Origin of the sequence: Pengzhenrongella frigida (assembly GCF_004168625.1) — a bacterium.
Classification (GTDB): domain Bacteria; phylum Actinomycetota; class Actinomycetes; order Actinomycetales; family Cellulomonadaceae; genus Pengzhenrongella; species Pengzhenrongella frigida.
Genome location: NZ_SDWW01000026.1, coordinates 44,169 through 62,887, shown reverse-complemented (window position 1 = coordinate 62,887; position 18,719 = coordinate 44,169). Strand labels below are relative to the sequence as shown.

Below are 18,719 nucleotides of genomic sequence, written 5' to 3'. Positions count from 1 at the left end.
GAAACCCAGCTTGTCCGCCATGACCGTCAAACCTTCTCAACCTGAGCGAGCGTGGTGTGCTGGGCGTTGCCCTTGCTCAGCGGGGTGGGGTGGATGTTCGTGAGGGTGTTGACCGCGCCGCCCGTGTCGACCCCGTCCTTGTCGGGGTTGAACCAGGCCCCCTGCGGCACCGACAGCACGCCCGGCAGGATGCGGGTGGTCACCTTGGCGGGCAGCCGGATCCGGCCGCGGTCGTTGAAGACCTCCACCAGGTCGTCGTTGGCGATCCCGCGCGCCGCCGCATCGAGGGTGCTCATCCAGACCTTCTGCGGATGGGCCTCCTTCAGCCACGCGGCGTTCCCGTAGGTCGAGTGCGTGCGGGCCTTGTAGTGGTGCCCGATCACCTGCAACGGGAACTTCGTGTTGGTCCGCGCCTCGACCGCGCCCTCCCAGGTGTCGACGTGCTCCGGCAGGGCCGTGAGCTTGTCGCCGGGGCCAGGGTTGTCGAACTGCCAGGTCTGGGTCATCTCCCAGAGCTCGGAGGAGAAGATCTCGATCTTGCCCGACGGCGTCTCGAGCGGGTTGGCCACCGGGTCGGCGCGGAACGCCTTGAGGGGGATCGTGGGACCTTCGGGGTCCTTGTAGCGGTAGATCCCCTGCTCGCGGAGCTGGTCGAACTCGGGGAAGTCGGGGTGCTCCGCACGCGTCTGGTCGTGCAGCCAACGCACCCACTCCTCCTCGGTGCGTCCCTCGGTGAACTCCGCCTCGATGCCGAGCTTCTTGGCGATCCCGGTGCAGATGTCGTAGGACGGCATGGAGTTGAACAGCGGCTCGATCGCCTTCTCGCACATGATCACGTACGCCGTGTCGCCGGTGTACTCACTCGGCGCCATGTCCCAGCGCTCGGCGGTCGTGGTGTCCGGCAGGATGAGGTCGGCCATCTTGGCCGAGGCGGTCATCTGGTTGTCGACCACGACGATGAACTCGCACAGCGACTCGTCCTTGAGGATCTCGCGCGTGCGGTTGATGTCGGAGTGCTGGCTCGAGAGCATGTTGCCGGCGTAGGCGAGCATGAACTTGATGCCGACGTCGAGCTTGTCCTTGCCTCGCACGCCGTCGCGCAGCTTGGTCAGCTCCGCGCCCCGCTCGATCGCGTCGGTCCAGCCGAACACCGAGATCTGGGTCTTGACCGGGTTCTTCCCGTCGGGGAACCACTCGGACACGGGCCAGTAGTAGCCCTCCCGCCCACCGGTGCCGCCGCCGGGGATGCCGACGTTGCCGGTCACCGCGGCCAGCGTGTAGATCGCGCGCGCCTGGTTCTCCCCGTTGGCGTGCCGCTGCGGGCCCCAGCCCTGGGCGATGTTGACCGGTCCGGCCAGGGCGATCTGGCGGGCGACCCGCACGATCGCGTCGGCCGGCACCCCGCTGATCGAGGCGGCCCAGGCGGGGGTCTTCGCGATCCCGTCGGGGCCCTCACCCATCACGTAGCTCCGGTAGGAGTTGCCCGCGGGGACCCCCGCGGGCATGTGTGCCTCGTCGAAGCCCTGGCAGTACGTGTCCAGGAAGGCCTGGTCGTGCAGCCCCTCGGACACCATCGTGTGCACCATGCCGGCCACCAGGGCGGCGTCGGTGCCGGGACGCGGCGCGAGCCACTCGTCTGCGAGGGTCACGACGGAGTCGGACTGGCGGGGGTCGATCACGATGATCTTGACGCCGGCCTTCTTCTTGGCCCACATCGAGGTGAACAGCACGCCGCCGCCACTCATGCGGGTCTCCTGCGGGTTGTTTCCCCACAGCACGATGAGCTTCGAGTTCTCGGCGCTGTCCTCGAAGCTGTTGCCCATCTGCTCGTCCGTGTTCCCGTAGTGGAACCGCGTGCACGTGCCGATCTGCGCGTAGCTGTAGTTGCCGTAGTAGCCGAGGAATCCGCCCATGAGGTTGAGCAGGCGCTTCCAGCCACCGCTGGTCGAGAGCAGGCCGTTCCAGGTGCCCGAGCCGTACTGCTTGTAGACGGCCTCGTTGCCGTACGTCTCGATCGTGTACTTCAGCTTGTCGGCGAACAGCGTGAACGCCTCGTCCCAGGTGATCTCCTCGAACTCGCCCGACCCGCGCTTGCCGACGCGCTTGAGCGGGGCCTTGAGCCGGTCCGGGTTGTAGATGCGCTGGCGCATCGATCGACCGCGCACGCACGCCCGGATCTGCTGCGACCCGATCTCGTCGTCACCGGTGTCGTCCGGCAGCACCCGCACGATGGTGCCGTCCTTGACCTGCAGCCGCAGCGGGCACCGCGAGCCGCAGTTGATGATGCACGCGGACCAGGTGGTCCGGTCGACGTCGAGCCCGCCGGAGACGAGGACGGCATTGGCTGCCCCGACGCCGGGAACGGAACCGAGGTGCGCGCCGGTGGTCACGAGCGCCGCGGCACCCCCCGTGACGCCGGACCACTTGAGGAACGAACGCCGCGGAACGCCTCCGGTGGTGGGGCGATCGGTGGTGGGGGCGGTCACGGTGTGTCCTCTCGGATGGAAGGCAGAAGGTCCTCGGGTCTTATCTCATGTTTGCCCCCGCTCAGCCCCAAAGGCGGGTCAATGGTCCTATCAATGTCGGGATTGAACCGTTTCGCCTCCGGCTTCGGGCACAACGGACGTATGCGGACAAAGGTCCCTGGAGGGTGCTGTCCGCGCGTGCAAGCGTGGGGAGGGAATCGATGGGGAGGCGTCTCATGGATGCCGAGATGCGGGTTCTTGATCTGCTCGGGCTGCAGGGGCTCATCGACACTCTGCGTGCTCGCGGCTACGCCGTCGTGGGGCCCACGGTGCGGGACGGGGCGATCGTGCACGCGCCGATCGCCACGATCGACGACCTCCCGCGCGGCTGGGGCGACGACCAGGACGCCGCGCACTACCGGCTCCGACGCCGCGCCGACGACGCCCTGTTCGGCTTCGCCGCCGGTGCGCAGTCCCCGAAGCCGGTGCTGTTCCCGGCCGAGGAGCTCATCTGGCGTGGGCGGCGCACCGGCGAGGAGTTCACGGTCAACGAGGACGGGGCCGAGCGTGCCGGGGACGAGGGGCCGTACGCGCTGCTCGGGGTCCGATCGTGCGACCTGCACGCCCTGGCGATCCACGACGTCGTGCTCCTCGGTCGCGACCACGTCGACGTGCGGTACGCGGCCCGCCGGGCCGGCGCCTTCGTCGTGGCCGTGACCTGCACCGCTCCGGGCGGCACCTGCTTCTGCGCCTCGATGGGCACCGGCCCGCGGCCGGACGCCGGCTACGACCTCGCGCTGACCGAGCTGCTCGACGACGGCCCGCACCGGTTCCTCGTCGAGGTGGGCACACCGCGGGGTGAGGAGGTCCTCGCCGAGGTCCCGACGACGTCCGCGCCGGCGCACGACGTGCGGGCCGCCGACGACGCCGTCGCCTGGTCCGTCGCGCACATGGGCCGCACGCTCGACACCGACGGGATCAAGGAGGTCCTGTACGCGAACGCCGAGAGCCCCCGCTGGGACGACGTCGCCTCCCTGTGCCTGGCGTGCACCAACTGCACGCTGGTGTGCCCCACCTGCTTCTGCACGTCGGTCGAGGACGTGGCCGACCTCACCGGCGACGTCGCCGAGCGGCGGCGGGTGTGGGACTCGTGCTTCTCCGAGGACTTCTCCTACATCCACGGCGGCGCCATCCGGCCCGAGATCCGGTCGCGGTACCGCCAGTGGATCACCCACAAGCTCGCGTCCTGGCAGGACCAGTTCGGCATGTCGGGGTGCGTGGGGTGCGGCCGGTGCATCACCTGGTGCCCGGCGGCGATCGACATCACCGCGGAGGCCGCAGCACTGCGCTGGACCCCGCAACCAGCCGCGGGCCGCAGCTGAGGCGATCCACAGGGCGGGAGCAGCAGACGATGAGCATGGTCGAACACCTCCACCGGGCGGGGACGTCGCCGGAGACGCTCGCCGACCCGATGCGACCCCGGCGGTACCGGATCGCGCACACCCGTCAGGACACCCGGGACACCTTCACCCTCGAGCTCGAGCCGACCGAGGGCCCACCGCTGGCCTACCGCCCCGGTCAGTTCACGATGCTCGACGCCTTCGGGGTCGGGGAGGTACCGATCTCCATCAGCGGGGACCCGGCCCGCGGGGGGCCGCTCGAGCAGACCATCCGCGACGTCGGCGTCGTCACCCACGCGCTCATCACGGCACCGGTCGGCACGCTGCTGGGCGTGCGGGGCCCGTTCGGCACCTCGTGGGACGTGTCCCTCGGCGCGGGCGGTGACGTGGTGTTCATCGCCGGTGGGATCGGGTTCCCGCCGCTGCGCCCGGCGCTGCTCGAGCTGATCTCCGAGCGGGACCGGTACGGCCGGGTCGTCCTGCTGTACGGGGTACGCACCCCGGAGGACATCATCTTCGGCGACGAGCTGCGCAGCTGGGCCCACGACCACGGCATCGTGGTGGGCGTCACGGTCGACAACGGGCAGCACGCCTGGCGCGGCAAGGTCGGCCTGGTCACCCAGCTGATCCCCCGGGCGGGGTTCGACCCGCGGAACACGACGGCCTTCGTGTGCGGGCCCGAGGTGATGATGCGGTTCTCGGCCGCAGCGCTCGCCGACCGTGGGGTGCGGCCGAGCCGGATCCGCATGTCGATGGAACGCAACATGAAGTGCGGCGTGGGGCTGTGCGGGCACTGCCAGCTGCGCGAGCTGTTCGTCTGCGTCGACGGGCCGGTGCTGACCTACGACCGGCTCGCCCCGCTGCTGTCCAGTCGGGAGCTGTGATGACGATCCAGACCCAGGCCCTGCCGAAGCTGGCCGTATGGAAGTTCGCCTCGTGCGACGGCTGCCAGCTGACCCTGCTCAACTGCGAGGACGAGCTGATGGCGCTCGCGGGCGAGGTGCAGATCGCGTACTTCCCGGAGGCGACGCGCGCCGTCGTCGAGGGCCCGTACGACGTTTCGCTCGTCGAGGGTTCGGTCACCACGCCCGAGGAGATCGAGCGCATCGGCCAGGTGCGCGAGATGTCGCGCAACGTCGTCACGATCGGGGCCTGCGCGACCAGCGGCGGGATCCAGGCCCTGCGCAACTTCGGGGACATCGCGGAGTTCCGGTCCGTGGTCTACGCCCATCCGGAGTACCTGTCGACGCTGGCGCGGTCGACGCCGATCTCCGCGCACGTCGACGTGGACTTCGAGCTGCGCGGCTGCCCGATCAACAAGCATCAGCTGCTCGAGGTGCTCGCCGCCTACATCCAGCGCCGCAAGCCGCGGATCCCCACCTACAGCGTGTGTGTCGAGTGCAAGCGGCGTGGTGCGGTGTGCGTCGCGGTCGCCAACGGGACCCCGTGCCTCGGCCCGGTCACGCAGGCGGGCTGCGGGGCCCTGTGCCCGGCCTTCGCCCGCGGCTGCTACGGCTGCTTCGGGCCGCAGGACTCGCCGAACACCGCGGCGATGTCCGACCGCCTGATCTCGCTCGGGATGGCCGACGACGAGGTCATGCGCATCTACCGGACCTTCAACGCCGCCTCCGAGCCATTTCGCCGGGAGAGCGAGCGGCACGAGCCCGCGCGCGACGAGGAGGCCCTGACATGAGCCACAAGCTGACCGACGGCGGCCAGGTGCTGCACGTGGGGACCCTCTCGCGGGTCGAGGGCGAGGGCGGGATGCACCTGGAGATCCATGACGGGCACGTCGGTGCGGTCGAGCTGCGGATCTTCGAGCCGCCCCGGTTCTACGAGGCGTTCCTGCGGGGCCGGTCCTGGACCGAACCGCCTGACATCACCGCACGAATCTGCGGCATCTGCCCGGTCGCGTACCAGTTCAGCGCGTGCAACGCGCTCGAGGACGCTTGCGGCGTGAGCGTGCCCGACACGATCCGCACCATGCGCCGCCTGCTGTACTGCGGCGAGTGGATCGAGAGCCACGCCCTGCACATCTACCTGCTGCACGCCCCGGACTTCCTCGGCTACCCGGGCGGGATCGAGATGGCGAAGGACCACCCGGCCGCCGTCGAGCAGGGGCTTCGGCTGAAGAAGGTCGGCAACGAGCTCATGACCCTCGTCGGCGGCCGGTCGGTGCACCCGATCAACGTCAAGCTCGGCGGCTTCTACCGGATGCCCACGGTCGCGGAGCTGGGCGGTCTGAGGCCGGCGCTCGAACGCGGGCTCGAGGATGCGCTGGCGACCGTGCGGCTGGTGTCGACCTTCGACTTCCCCGACCTGGAGCAGCCGTACACCTACCTCTCGCTGCGGCCCGAGCAGGGCTACCCGATCGAGTCGGGCAGCGTGGTGACGACGGCCGGCACCGCCTTCGACGTGCGTGACTTCCCGGAGCACATCACCGAGCACCACGTCGCACACTCCAACGCGCTGCACGCCAGCCTCGACGGCGGTGGGCCTTACGTCGTCGGGCCGCTCGCGCGGTACACGTTGAACTTCGACCGGCTGTCGCCGCTCGCCCAGCAGGCCGCCCGGGAGGCGGGCCTCGGTGAGACCTGCCGCAACCCGTTCCGATCGATCATCGTGCGGTCGGTGGAGCTGGTCGAGGTCTTCAGCGAGGCGCTGCGGATCATCGACGCCTGGCGGGACGGGACAGCGCCGTCCGTCCCGGTGCCGGCCCGCGCGGGCGAGGGGTTCGGCGCCACCGAGGCACCCCGCGGCGTGCTGTTCCACCGCTACCGCCTGGACGACGACGGCACGATCCTCGACGCGCAGATCGTCCCGCCGACGTCGCAGAACCAGCCGAGCATCGAGGCCGACATGCGCACGCTCGCCGAGAGCTGGCTCGAGCTGTCCGACCACGACCTGTCCCACCGGTGCGAGGCGGCCATCCGCAACTACGACCCCTGCATCTCGTGCGCCACGCACTTCTTGGACCTCACCGTGGAGCGGACATGACCGACCTCGTGATCGGGCTCGGCAGTCCCGACGGTGGGGACGACGCCGTCGGGCTCTGGGTCGCACGGCGGGTGGCGGCCCTCGGGCTGCCGGGCGTGGCCGTCATCGAGCACGAGGACCCGACCGGCCTGATCGACGTGTGGGGTCAGGCCGACCTCGCCCTCGTGGTCGACGCCGTCCGATCGGGCGCAGCACCGGGAGCGCTGTTCGTGCTGGCTGCCGGCGCGGACGCGCCCCCGCTCACCGCGGATGCGTGGGCCCGCACCGGACGCGGCGGCACGCACGCCTTCGGGCTCGCCGCCGCCGTCGAGCTGGCCCGCGCCCTGCACCGGCTGCCGCCGCGGCTCGTGCTCGTCGGGGTCGAGGCGGCCACCGTCGAGCACTCCACCTCGCTGTCGGCCACGGTGCAGGACGCCCTGCCCGCGGCGGTCGCCGCCGTCGTCGGCGCGCTCGCACGCCAGCTCCCCGCGCAGCACCAGATTCCGGCCCAGGAGGTCGATCTCGATGTGTCTCGGTGAGGTGGGCCGCGTCGTCGAGCTCCGGCGCGGCGGCTGGGCGCGCGTGCACACCGCGGACCGCACGGTGGCGGTCTCGCTCGTCACGCTGGACGCTCCCGTGGAGGTCGGCGACTGGGTCGTGATGCACGCCGGGTTCGCCCTGGACCGGCTGAGCGTCGCGGAGGCGCAGGACGCCCTGGCCCTGCGAGCAGGTCTGTCACCTGCTGCCACCGCTGCACCCCGCACCCCCCTGGAGGGATCGGCATGACCAGCACCCGACGGACGGGCCTTCTCCTGGCCCTCGCCACGGCCGCGCTCAGCGGCGTCGCGGTCTTCCTCAACAGCTATGGCGTCAAGGCCTTCGGCAACGCGTCCGTCTACACGACGGCGAAGAACCTCGTCGCGGCGGTGGTCCTGCTGGTCGTGGTGACCGCCGGCAGCCGCGCGGGTGCGCGGGTGACCCGTCCGCACGGTGCCCGCCAGTGGCTCGGCCTGACGGCGGTCGGGGTCATCGGCGGCAGCATCCCGTTCCTGCTGTTCTTCGAGGGGCTCGCACGGGCGTCGTCGGTCCAGTCGGCGTTCCTCCACAAGACCCTGGTGGTCTGGGTCGCGGTGCTGGCCGTGGCGCTGCTCGGCGAGCGGCTGTCCGTCTTCCACTGGGTGGCGATCGCGCTGCTCGTGATCGGCCAGATCGGTCTCGTCGGCGGGATCACGACCGCCGTCGGCTCCGGCGAGCTGATGATCCTCGCCGCGACCCTGCTCTGGTCGGTCGAGGTGGTCGTCGCCAAGCGGCTGCTCGGCGAGGTGTCGTCGTGGACGGTGGGGCTGGCCCGGATGGGGATCGGGGCCCTCCTGCTCGTCGCATGGGTCGTCGTCCGCGGCCAGGCGGCGATCCTGGTGTCGATGGACGCCGCGCAGTGGGGTTGGGTGCTGCTGACCGGGGTGATCCTGGCCGGCTTCGTGTCGACCTGGTTCGCGGCGCTGGCCCGGGCGCAGGCGGTCGACGTGACCGCGGTGCTCGTGCTCGGGGCCCTGGTGACCGCCGGGCTGCAGGCCGCGGTCGGTGGTGCGGGCGTCTCGCCGCAGCTGGTCTGGCTCGGATTGCTGCTCGGTGGCGGGATGCTGCTGTCCTGGCACGTGTGGCGCAGCGCGGACGAGCTCCCGCGCGCGCTCGCGGTCTAGGGCCGATCGTGCTCGAGGGCGGGACGTCGCCGGTCTCCGATGCGGTGCGGGATCGTCGGGGCGCGCCGGCGCGGGTCGGTGGCCGGCCGGTCAGCGGACCCGTGCTGTTCGCCCGGTACGCCTATCCGCCGAACGAGCTGGGCTTCTGCGGCCCCGACGCGCCCCACCACCTTCTCGAGCTGGTCAGCGGCCCGGCGGACGACGGCGGTCTGCGTGAGCTGGCGCGGGGCTTCGCCGGCGCGTGGCCGTACCTCGAGCTGATCGCGGCGGCCAACGGCATCGGGGACCCGCTCGACGTCCGCGTGGTCGAGGCGTACTGGATCGGCAACGTGCTGCTCGACCGCGTTCCCGTCTCGATGATGGGCGGGTCGCTCGAGGACCGGTTCCGCGCCCGAGCCGGGCGGTCGTGGTCGCAGTTCACCGAGGCCATCCCGGGGGCGCAGCCGCACCACAGCTTCCATGTGTTCGGCGTCTACCCGTGGCTCGGGCTGCTCCGGTCCGGCCGCGTCGACGAACCGCTGCGGGTGCTGGACCGGTGCCGGGTCCGGTGGGGCCGGGTGGTCGACGTCGTCGGCGATCGCGCCGTGGTGCGCAGCCGCCCGCTCGAGTGGGACGGGCGGGTGCTGCGCGAGGGACCGCCCGACCTCGACCAGGTCGTGGTGGCGATGGACGGGCTGGGACTCGCCGGACCGCTGCGCCCCGGCGACTGGTGCTCGCTGCACTGGGACTGGGTGTGCGAACGGCTCACCCCGCGCCGGCTCGCTGCGTTGCGCTACCGCACCGGCCGACAGCTCGCGGCGGTGAACGCCCTGGCGGTCCCGCCGCCCGTCCGCGTGCTCGGCTGACCAGCACGCACGATCGCGGGACGTGCGTGCGCCGGACGTCCATGATGGAGACCGACGACAGGTGGTGGAGATGACCCGGACCAGAAGTCTGCGGATGGTTCTGCTCGTGGCAGGGGTGTGCGGGCTCGCGCTGCTGGGGCTCGCGGGGTGTGCTGCCGGCCCGAACGACTCGGTCGGGGTCGGCAACCCGGACGTCGCGGGCTTCTGGCTCGGGCTCTGGCAGGGCCTGATCAGCCCGATCACGTTCCTCGTCTCGTTGTTCAACTCCGACGTGAACATCTACGAGGTGCACAACAACGGCAACTGGTACAACTTCGGCTTCATGCTCGGGGTGAGCGCGGTCTTCTCCGGCGGCGCCGGTTCGGGCGCGGCTGCGAGCCGACGGTCGCGATGACGCGGTGCGCGGGTGCGCTACAGGTCGTTGCCCGCGTAGGACAGGTTGAAGCTCTTGTTGGTCACCGGGAAGTCCGGGACGATCGTGTCCGCCATCGACAGCGGTACGGCCGGCCAGTTGAACCAGGACGGGTCCACGACCTTGGCGCGGGTCAGCAGCCCGTCGGGGGCCACCTCGACGCGGTGGACGATCGTCCCGCGCCAGCCCTCGACGATGCCGACCCCGCTGCGCACGGCGGCCGACGTCGGCTCGGCCGCGGACCGCTCGGCCGGCTCGGCGCGGTAGCTCAGCGGGCCGGCGGCCGCGATGAGCTGCTTCACCAACCGGACCGACGACGCGAACTCGTCGCGCCGGATGGTGAACCGGGCGAGCACGTCGCCGTCGGTCGCGGTGGCCGGGGTCACCGCGAGCGGGGTGGCCGGGTGGTCGGTCCGGGCGTCGGTGGCCAGGCCGCTCGCGCGGGCGACGTAGCCGAGACAGCCGAGGTCGTAGGCCTGGGTGCGGGTGAGGACCGCCGTGCCGGTGAACCGGTCGCGGATGACCGAGTTCGCGAGCGAGAGCTCGACGACCTCCGCCAGGTCGGCCGCGATCCGGTCCAGCTCGGCCGGGTCGGGCAGGCTGAGCAGCTCGACCGCCCCCGGCCGGATGCCGCCGCGCAGCAGCCGGTGGCCGGTGGTGGCGAGGTTGATCCGCAGCAGCTGCTCGCGGATGCGCAGCGCGTGCGCGTTGGCGAGCGAGAATCCGACGTCGTTCGGCAGCGCTCCGAGATCGGCTGCGTGGTTGTACAGCCGCTCGAGCTCGACCAGCAGGGCGCGCAGCTGCTGGGCGGCTGCGGGCATGGTGATACCGAGCGCGTCCTCCACCGCGAGCGTGTGGGCCAGTGCGTGCGCGGCGGACGTGTCTCCGCTGATGCGTTCGGCCAGGTGGACGGCCTCGGTCGCGGCGAAGCCCTCGAACAGCTTCTCGATGCCCCGGTGGGTGAACCACAGGCGGGCCTTGAGCTTCAGGACGCTCTCGCCGACCACGGAGAAGCGGAAGTGACCCGGCTCGATGATCCCGGCGTGGACGGGCCCGACCGGGATCTCGTAGACCCCGTCGCCCTCGACCGCGATGAACGGGTAGGCGTCGGCGCCCGTGTCGCGGAACGGCGGCACGTCGCCCGCGCCGGAGCGCATCGGGTACCAGCCCGCCGGCCAGTGCGCGTGCCGGACCATGCGGCGGGGGAGCGGGTGGTTGACGGGCACGATGCCGTACAGGTCGTGCATCTCGCGCTCGAACCGGGAGGCCGCGAACGACAGCGGGGCGAGGGAGGCGATCCGCGGGTTGTCGGCGGGGAGCCGGACCTGCAGCTCGACCCGGCGGTCCGGGTCGCCGGCCAGGAACAGGTACACCACCCGCAGGGTCGCGCCGTCGTCGTGCGCGGCGACCAGGCCGAGGCGGAAGCCGGCCTCGAGCAGCGACGCGGCCTGCCCGGCGAGCTCCTCGGGCAGCAGGGTCCGACTGGTGCGGTGGAGGCCGGCGGGTGCGCCGATGGGGGGCTGGGGGACGGTCATGAGCTGGCTCCGAGCTGGGTGGCAGCGGACTGGAAGAGCGCCGTGAGCGGACCCGCGCTGAGGCCGAGGGCCAGGCTCAGGATGATGCCGGTGACCATCGCCGCGGCGACGGTGCCCGGCAGGGCGATGGTCGGGGCGTCCGGTTGCGGCGGACCGAGCAGCATGCGGCTGCCGTTGCGGACCAAGGACGCGAACGCGATGGTCAGCAGCAGCAGGGTGGCACCGAGAACCCAGCCGAGGTTCGCTCCGGCCAGCGCCCGTGCGATGGACAGCTCGCTCGCGAACATGGCGAACGGCGGCAGCCCGATCAGGACCGCGAGCCCGACCGCGAAGGCCACCCCGACGAGGCGGGACCGGGTCAGGACGCCGGTGACGGCGCTGATCGCCGTGGAGTCGTGCGCGGCCTGGAGCTGGCCGGCCGCGAGGAACACGAGCGACTTGCCGATGCCGTGCGCCAGCACGTGGAGCAGGAGCGCGGCGATCGCCAGCTTGGTGCCGGCCGCCGCCGCGATCGCGACCAGGCCCATGTTCTCCATGGAGGAGTAGGCGAGCATCCGCTTGAAGTCCGTCTGGACCACCAGCAGGGAGGCCGCGATCAGGACCGTGAGGAGCCCGACGACGAGGAGCCCGGCCCGGAGGAACCCGGTGCCCAGCGTCAGGTCGACGACCGACTTGACCCGCAGCAGCGACGCGAACGCCACCGACAGCAGGACGCCGCTCATCAGCGCCGAGACCGGCGCGGGCGCCTGGCTGTGGGCGTCGGCGAGCCAGGTGTGGAACGGGACGAGCCCCGCCTTGGCGCCATAGCCGAGCAGCAGCAGCCCCGCGGCGAGGCGGGTCACGTCGGGGTCGAGCTGGGCGGCGTTGTTCAGCAGCGTGTCGATGTCGAGTGCGTGCGCGCTGCTGGCACCGGCGTGGAGGCTGACGAAGTAGAGCAGCACGGTGCCGAGCAGGGCCAGGGCGATGCCGACCGAGCAGATCACGACGTACTTCCAGGCCGCCTCGAACGCCGCCCGGGTGCGGCGGTGGCCGACGAGGAACGCGGTGGCCACGGTGGTGGCCTCGATGGCGACCCACATGACGCCGATGTTGTTGGCCACCACGGCCAGCGCCATCGCCGCGAGGAACAGCGGCAGGAGGACGGCGTACAGGTGCGCGCCGGCGCGGTCGGTGTGCCCGTCGCGGAGCTCGGCGTCGATGTAGCCGACGCTGGCCCAGGTGGCGAGCGTGCCGACCGTGCCCATCACGAGCAGCATGGTGACGGTCAGGGAGTCGGCCCGCAGCAGGTGACCGACGGCGAAGACCGCCCCGGACTCCACCCGGTGGACCAGGATCGCGCCGCTGAGCAGCACGGCGAAGGCGGCCGCGAGCGTGACGTACGCGGTCAGGCGCCGCCAGCCGAGCAGCGCGGCGAGGCCGGCCGCGACGAGCGGGGCGAGGATGGGTACGAGCAAGAGATAGCTCATCAGTCGCGCAACTCCCGTAGCTGATCGAGGTCGGTGCCCCCGAAGGCGCGACGCATGTGGCCGGTGAGCAGCCCGAGGACGAACACGGCGAAGAGCACGTCCATCGACGCGCCGAGCTCGACGATCAGGGGGACGCCGCCGGTGATGAGGAACGCGGTGGCCGTGATGCCGTTGTCGAGCATCAGGAACCCGACCGCCTGGGACAGGGCCCGACGGCGGCTCACCATCACGAACAGGGCGATGAGGATCACGGCGAACGCGGCGGGCACGGCGCGGGTGGCCGCGGCCTGGTCGAGCGCGATGATCGGCCGGGTGACCGCGTACGCGAGCATGGTCAGGGCGGCGGTGATCAGCAGGGAGGACGTCGTGTTGACCAGCGGTGTGCTCTCTCGGCGCTCGGCGTCCGCGGTCCCGACGGCCCGCAGAAGCAGCACGGGCAGCACGCCGGCGCGCAGGACGAGCACGACGAGGCCGACGATGACCGGGCCCGGGTTGCCCTCGTAGAGCCCCTCGGTGAGGGGGATCGCGGCGAGGGCCACGCCCTGCCAGGCCAGCAGGTGCACGATCGAGCGGAGCTCGCGGCGCCACACGATGAGCACCGCGGCGAGCAGGAACGCACCTGCGGTCAGGTCGAGCACGCCGGTATAGGTCGCGAGGGACATCAGCGGATCCTTCCGGTCATCGGGTCGGGGTGGCGAGGAAGTAGGACGCGGTCACCGCGAGCAGCGCGAGCAGGAAGGACCCGGAGAGCAGCTCGGGCACGCGGAAGTACCGCAGCTTGGCGATGAAGACCTCGCCGGCCGCGAGCAGTCCGGCCAGCACCGACACCTTGACGGCGATCGCCACGACGCCGATCAGGACCGCGAGCAGCGACGGATCGGCCCCGGCGATGCCCCACGGCAGGAACAGGTTCGCCAGCAGCGCGAGCAGCACCGTCAGCCGCATCCCGCTGGCCCACTCGACGAGCGCGAGCTTCGGGCCGGCGTACTCGAGGACCATCGCCTCGTGGATCATGGTCAGCTCGAGGTGGGTCGAGGGGTTGTCCACGGGGAGCCGCCCGGTCTCGGCGATGATCACGATCACGAGCGCGACGAACGCGAGCACGCTGCCGAGGGAGAACACCTGGCCCGGGTTGTCGAGCGTGGCCGAGACGATGGCCGACAGGTTGGCCGACTGGCCCGGGATGGACAGGGCGAACACCGCGAGCAGGATCGTCGGCTCGACGAGCGCGGCGATGGTGATCTCGCGGCTGGAGCCCATCCCGCCGAACGCCGTGCCGGTGTCCAGACCCGCCAGGGTCAGGGCGACCGTCCCCAGGAACAGCAGCCCGACGACGCCGAACAGGTCGGCCACGGAGTCGAGCGGCGAGCCGAGAGCGAAGATCGGCAGGATCGCCGCGATCAGCAGGGTGGTGCCGGCCGCGATCGCCGGGGCCACCGCGAACACGAGCGTCGTCCCGCGCGGGGTGACCTGCTGCTTGCGGAGCTGCTTGCGCAGGTCCCGCCACGGCTGCCCGACGCCGCCCCCGGCGCGGCCCTCGAGGCGGGCGCGCACCTGGCGCATCCCACCGACCACGAACGGGGCGCCGACGAGGACGACGACGACCTGGAGCACGGCCGCGACGATCGACAGGGCGCTCACTGGGCGACCAGCAGCACGACGAGCAGCCCGATGGCGCCGTACAGCAGGTAGAGGTGCACGCTGCCGTTGTGGGCGCGGCGCACGGTCTGGGCCAGTGCGATCACGGCGCCCACCACCGGGGTGTACAGCCGCTGCTCCACCGGGTCGGCGAGCCGAGTGGTGAAGGTGACCTTCTCGACCAGGTACTGCGACTCGGCGAAATGAGTGACCTCCACGTCGGTATCGGGCCGCAGCACGTTGTCGAACACGCGCTGCAGCGGCTCCGCGAACGAGGTCGCGGTGTACTGCATCCGGGGGCTCAGGGTCTCGGCGCCGCACGCCCACAGGGGAACCTCGACCGGCGCGGGCCGGTGCCGGGCGCCCCAGCGGGACGCCGCGAACGCGAGGAGCACGCCGGCAGCGAGGGCGACCGCCAGCAGGGCGGGAGAGAGCGAGCCGTCGATCCCCGGCAGGCGCAGGAACGTCGCCAGCTGGACCCCTGCGGTGTCCCCGCCGACCTCGGGCAGCGCGTCGAGCACGCCGCGCAGGGCGGGTGCCACCAAGGCCGGCCAGAACGCGAACACCGCGCAGGCCGCCGCCGCCAGCCCCATGCCGGTGAGCATGCTCATGGGGGACTCGCGGGCGTCCTCGGCGGCGACCGATCGCGGCCGCGCGAGGAAGCCGACGCCGAACGCCTTCACCATCGAGGCGATCCCGAGCCCGGTCGTGAGCGCGACCGCGCCCACGGACAGCGGCATCGCCAGGGCGAGGAGGGTGTTGCCGTCGGGGGGGGAGTGGATGAGGCTCTGGAACAGGATCCACTCGCTGACGAACCCGGCACCCATCGGCAGGCCCGACGCGCCGAGCGCTCCGATCCCGAACATCACGGTGGTGACCGGCATCCGGCGGGCGAGGCCGCCGAGCTTGTCGAGGTCCCGCAGCCCGGTCGCGGCGAGCACGGAGCCGGCCGCGAGGAACGCGAGCGTCTTGAACGCCGCATGCGCGAGCACGTGCAGCAGCGCCGCGGTCATCGCGATGGCGGCGACGTCGGGCGCCCCGGAGGCGGACAGCAGCGACGCCGTCCCGAGCGCGAGCGTGACCAGGCCCATGTTCTCGGTGGTGGAGTAGGCCAGCAGCCGTTTGAGGTCGGTGGCGACCGTGGCCTGCAGCACCCCGAAGACCGCCGAGACGGCACCGAGGATCATGAGCGTCAGACCCCACCACTGCGGCCCGGGGCCGAGGATCTGCAGGTCGATACGGATGATGCCGTAGATGCCCATGTTGACCATCGCGGCACTCATCAGCGCCGACACCGGGCTCGGTGCCTCGGGGTGGGCCTTCGGGAGCCACGCGTGCAGCGGCAGCAGGCCGGCCTTCGAGCCGAACCCCAGGACGGTCAGCACGAAGACGGCTGTCCGCGTCCCGGCCGACATGTCGTCCGCGTGGGCCGCGATCGTGGTGAACGCGTCGCCCCCGGCCGCGGCGGACAGCAGGACGAGCGCGAGCAGGATCATCACGAAGCCCAGCTGCGTCATGACCGCGTAGAACACCCCGGCGAACCGGACCGCCCCGCGGTTGTGCTCGGACAGCACCAGCACCAGCGACGCGGCGGCCATCAGCTCCCAGGCCAGCAGGAACGTGGGGACCGACCCGGCGGCCGGGACGAGGAGCATGCCGGCCACGAACAGGGGCAGCACGACCATCGGGAACCGGGCCCAGTGCTCGCGCTGCGCGTACCCGACGGTGTAGATGCCCACGGCGACCGCGACGGCGCCGGTCACGGCGATGAAGAGGCCGCCGAGCGGGTCGACGTCGAAGCGGACCCCGGCGAGCGGCAGCAGCCAGTCGATCCGCAGGTGCCGGGTCGGGCCGAAGATCGCGACCACGCCGAGGACCAGGCCGAGCGCGCCGAGCAGGGTGGTGGCGAGGCCGGAGGCGATGGCTTCGCGGGCGAGGCGAGCAGTGCGGGGACCCTCGCCGAGCTCGGCAGCGGCGGCGGGGAGCACGGTGGTGGTCACTTGCCGGTGACCGAACGCAGTGCGGTGACGATCTGGTCGGGCGTGGGCGGGCAGCCGGGCACCTGGACGTCGACGTCGATCACGTCGGCGACCGATCCCACGACGCCGTACGCCGTCGCGAACACGCCGCGGTTGCACGCGCAGTCGCCCACCGCGATGACGACCCGGGGCTCGGGCACGGCGGCGAGCGTGTTGAGCAGCGGCTCATGCATGTTGTGCGTGACGACCCCGGTCACGATCAGCCCGTCGGCATGGCGCGGCGAGGCGATCAGGCGCGCGCCGTACTGCTCGGCGTCGTAGACGGGCGAGAACGCACCGGCGAGCTCCAGCTCGCAGCCGTTGCACGAGCCGGCGTCGACGTGCCGCAGCTGGAGCGATCCGCGCACGCCGGTCGGGGGTGCGACGGTCGGCTCGGGTGCAGCGGGCGCGGGCTCCACGATCCGCCCGACTCGGCGGATCTTGCCGATCCAGGTCATGCGTCCCTACTTTCGTGTGCGGCTCAGCGGTGCGACGAGGTGCCGGCCGGGACCGCCGGAGCGGTCAGTTGCTCGTGGTGGGCTCGCTGGCGGACTGGAGGTCCTTGAGGAGGTCCATCTGCTCGGTGAGCAGCCCCGTCAGCACCTTCCGGGCAAGCAGGAGCAGCGCCGCGATGTCCGGCGAGGCCATCGAATAGATCACGGTGTTGCCCTGCTTGCGGGCGACGACGACGCCGGCCCGGCGCAACACGGCGAGCTGCTGCGACAGGTGCGAGGCCTCGAGCCCGAGCTCGGGCATCAGCTCACCGACCGAGTGCTCACCGGTGGCGAGGAGCTCGAGGATCCGGATCCGAGCGGGGTGTCCGAGGGTCTTGAAGAACTCGGCCTTCAGCTTGTCGATCGGCTCAGGCATCGGGGCACCGCCCTTCCCGCTCGAGGTCCGTGAAGAACATAAGTTCTTCAATCAATCAGTTGATGAGTTCATCATACGCTTGATTCGGGTCGCCCGCCGCACCTGGTGACAGCTGGACGGCGTCGAGCATGGGGCCCAGCGGGCGAGGCGGGCGCCGCTCGACGCTCCCGGTCAGGAGACCAGGACGGCCTCGGGCTGCTGGGGGCCGGGCTGGTAGGGGCACGCGGGGTCCTCGCCCAGCGGGTCGCCGCTCGCAGCGAACGCGCGGGCGCGCGAACCCCCGCACAGGTCGGCGTACTCGCACCGACCGCACCGACCGGTGAACTCGGCCGCGCGGATCTGGCGCAGCAGCGGGTTGTCCTGGTAGATCTCGGCGATCGGCGTGGTCTTCACGTTGCCGAGGGGCTCCGGCAGGAACCCGGCCGGGTAGACCTCGCCGTCGTACGCGACGAAGACGATGCCCTTGCCGTCGCGGGTGGCGGCGGTGTGCGCCCGGGCCCGACCGATCGACGGTCCCATCAGCGTGGCGAGCCGACCGGACAACCGCTCGTACAGCGGGGTGGTCGGGGCGGGGTCACCGGCGAGCCGGCACTTGACCACGCGGCGGAAGAACGGGGCCTCCACCGTGCGGACGATGAACCCGTGCTGCGAGGCGTCGAACAGGAAGTGGCAGATGTCTTCGTGCTCGGCGGGGGTGACCGCCTCGGTAGCCACGCCGCGGCCGACCTGGACCAGGAAGAAGACCTCCCAGATGTGCGCGCCCGCGCTCGAGATCAGGGCGGCGACGTCCGCGAGCTCGTCCACGTTCGCGCGCATCACCGTGGTGTTGACCTGCACGGTCAGCCCGGCGGCGGCGAGGGTGCGGATCGCGTGCACGGTGGCGTCGAAGTGTCCCTCGATGCCCCGCACCCCCTCGTGGGTCGCCGCGAGCGCACCATCGAGGCTGATCGAGACGGCCTTGACCCCGCTCGCGACGATCCGGTCGATCATCTCGGGCGTGAGCGACGGCGTGACCGACGGCGCCAGGGCCGTCGGCAGGCCCAGCCCGGTCGCGTGCTCGACGAGCTCGAACAGGTCCGGGCGCAGCAGGCAGTCGCCGCCGGTGAGCACGAGGATCGGATAGGGCCGCCCGAAGCCGGCCACCTGGTCGATCAGCTCGTGGCCCTGTGCTGTGGTGAGCTCACCGGGCAATGCCTGTTCGGTCGCGCTCGCGCGGCAGTGCCGGCATGCGAGCTGGCACGCGCGGGTGGTCTCCCAGAAGACCAGCATCGGGCGGCGCCCGTAGTCCAGCCGGCTGCCCCCCATGATTCCCGTCGCCTGAGTCGGCGTGGCCGTCATCTCCGGTCGAGACTGCACGGTGCTCCTTTGCTGTCCAGACAGGCGGTCCCCGGCTG

At 71.7% G+C, this 18,719-nt stretch carries 18 protein-coding genes; 9 read left to right on the top strand and 9 right to left on the bottom strand.

All coding sequences use genetic code 11. The features are described from left to right. Positions 1-26: 26 nt before the first annotated feature. On the bottom strand, positions 27-2,486 hold the full coding sequence (locus tag EUA98_RS11825) for a DMSO/selenate family reductase complex A subunit (RefSeq protein WP_130102886.1): 2,460 nt from the start codon (positions 2,484-2,486) through the stop codon (positions 27-29). Positions 2,487-2,713: 227 nt separating this feature from the next. Between EUA98_RS11825 and EUA98_RS11820 the strand changes: the two genes are divergently transcribed. The 9 genes from EUA98_RS11820 (at position 2,714) to EUA98_RS11780 (ending at position 9,780) form a co-directional block, all read left to right on the top strand. Then, a complete protein-coding gene (locus EUA98_RS11820; RefSeq protein WP_207219069.1) occupies positions 2,714-3,847 on the top strand; it encodes a 4Fe-4S dicluster domain-containing protein in 1,134 nt (377 codons plus the stop codon). A 29-nt stretch (positions 3,848-3,876) separates the two neighbouring features. Then, positions 3,877-4,749 (top strand): FAD/NAD(P)-binding protein, encoded by an 873-nt coding sequence (locus tag EUA98_RS11815; protein WP_207219068.1) that lies wholly within the window; start codon positions 3,877-3,879, stop codon positions 4,747-4,749. Then, entirely contained in the window at positions 4,749-5,558 is an 810-nt protein-coding gene (locus EUA98_RS11810; RefSeq protein ID WP_130102884.1) for an NADH-quinone oxidoreductase subunit B family protein, read from the top strand. The genes EUA98_RS11815 and EUA98_RS11810 overlap by 1 nt, the downstream gene beginning before the upstream one ends. Continuing rightward, positions 5,555-6,862, top strand: coding sequence for a Ni/Fe hydrogenase subunit alpha (locus EUA98_RS11805; RefSeq protein ID WP_130102883.1), 1,308 nt, complete (start codon positions 5,555-5,557; stop codon positions 6,860-6,862). The genes EUA98_RS11810 and EUA98_RS11805 overlap by 4 nt, the downstream gene beginning before the upstream one ends. After that, entirely contained in the window at positions 6,859-7,380 is a 522-nt protein-coding gene (locus tag EUA98_RS11800; protein ID WP_130102882.1) for a hydrogenase maturation protease, read from the top strand. Before EUA98_RS11805 ends, EUA98_RS11800 begins: the two co-directional genes overlap by 4 nt. Continuing rightward, positions 7,367-7,627 (top strand): HypC/HybG/HupF family hydrogenase formation chaperone, encoded by a 261-nt coding sequence (locus EUA98_RS11795; RefSeq protein ID WP_130102881.1) that lies wholly within the window; start codon positions 7,367-7,369, stop codon positions 7,625-7,627. Before EUA98_RS11800 ends, EUA98_RS11795 begins: the two co-directional genes overlap by 14 nt. Continuing rightward, positions 7,624-8,541, top strand: coding sequence for an EamA family transporter (locus EUA98_RS11790; RefSeq protein WP_130102880.1), 918 nt, complete (start codon positions 7,624-7,626; stop codon positions 8,539-8,541). The genes EUA98_RS11795 and EUA98_RS11790 overlap by 4 nt, the downstream gene beginning before the upstream one ends. 8 nt (positions 8,542-8,549) lie before the next feature. After that, positions 8,550-9,386, top strand: coding sequence for a DUF6390 family protein (locus EUA98_RS11785; protein ID WP_242511428.1), 837 nt, complete (start codon positions 8,550-8,552; stop codon positions 9,384-9,386). Between the two features lie 94 nt (positions 9,387-9,480). Further along, positions 9,481-9,780 (top strand): hypothetical protein, encoded by a 300-nt coding sequence (locus EUA98_RS11780; RefSeq protein ID WP_242511426.1) that lies wholly within the window; start codon positions 9,481-9,483, stop codon positions 9,778-9,780. A gap of 17 nt (positions 9,781-9,797) precedes the next feature. Here EUA98_RS11780 and EUA98_RS11775 read toward each other — a convergent pair whose 3' ends face one another. The 8 genes from EUA98_RS11775 to EUA98_RS11740 form a co-directional block, all read right to left on the bottom strand. Beyond that, complete coding sequence (locus EUA98_RS11775) at positions 9,798-11,333, bottom strand: hydrogenase large subunit (RefSeq protein WP_130102878.1); 1,536 nt, start codon at positions 11,331-11,333, stop codon at positions 9,798-9,800. Continuing rightward, a complete protein-coding gene (locus EUA98_RS11770; RefSeq protein ID WP_130102877.1) occupies positions 11,330-12,799 on the bottom strand; it encodes a proton-conducting transporter transmembrane domain-containing protein in 1,470 nt (489 codons plus the stop codon). The genes EUA98_RS11775 and EUA98_RS11770 overlap by 4 nt, the downstream gene beginning before the upstream one ends. After that, entirely contained in the window at positions 12,799-13,461 is a 663-nt protein-coding gene (locus EUA98_RS11765) for a hypothetical protein (RefSeq protein ID WP_130102876.1), read from the bottom strand. The genes EUA98_RS11770 and EUA98_RS11765 overlap by 1 nt, the downstream gene beginning before the upstream one ends. Positions 13,462-13,477: 16 nt before the next feature. After that, entirely contained in the window at positions 13,478-14,440 is a 963-nt protein-coding gene (locus tag EUA98_RS11760; protein ID WP_207219067.1) for a respiratory chain complex I subunit 1 family protein, read from the bottom strand. Beyond that, positions 14,437-16,437: a proton-conducting transporter transmembrane domain-containing protein gene (locus EUA98_RS11755; RefSeq protein ID WP_207219066.1), complete on the bottom strand. Its 2,001-nt coding sequence runs from the start codon at positions 16,435-16,437 to the stop codon at positions 14,437-14,439. Before EUA98_RS11755 ends, EUA98_RS11760 begins: the two co-directional genes overlap by 4 nt. Next, positions 16,434-16,913 (bottom strand): NADH-quinone oxidoreductase subunit B family protein, encoded by a 480-nt coding sequence (locus EUA98_RS11750; RefSeq protein WP_130102875.1) that lies wholly within the window; start codon positions 16,911-16,913, stop codon positions 16,434-16,436. The genes EUA98_RS11755 and EUA98_RS11750 overlap by 4 nt, the downstream gene beginning before the upstream one ends. Positions 16,914-16,977: 64 nt before the next feature. After that, the gene (locus EUA98_RS11745; RefSeq protein WP_130102874.1) at positions 16,978-17,325 is read right to left on the bottom strand and encodes an ArsR/SmtB family transcription factor; all 348 of its coding nucleotides are present in this window, start codon (positions 17,323-17,325) and stop codon (positions 16,978-16,980) included. A gap of 171 nt (positions 17,326-17,496) precedes the next feature. Further along, positions 17,497-18,681, bottom strand: a complete 1,185-nt coding sequence (locus EUA98_RS11740; RefSeq protein WP_242511424.1) for a TIGR04053 family radical SAM/SPASM domain-containing protein — start codon at positions 18,679-18,681, stop codon at positions 17,497-17,499. Positions 18,682-18,719 lie beyond the last annotated feature (38 nt).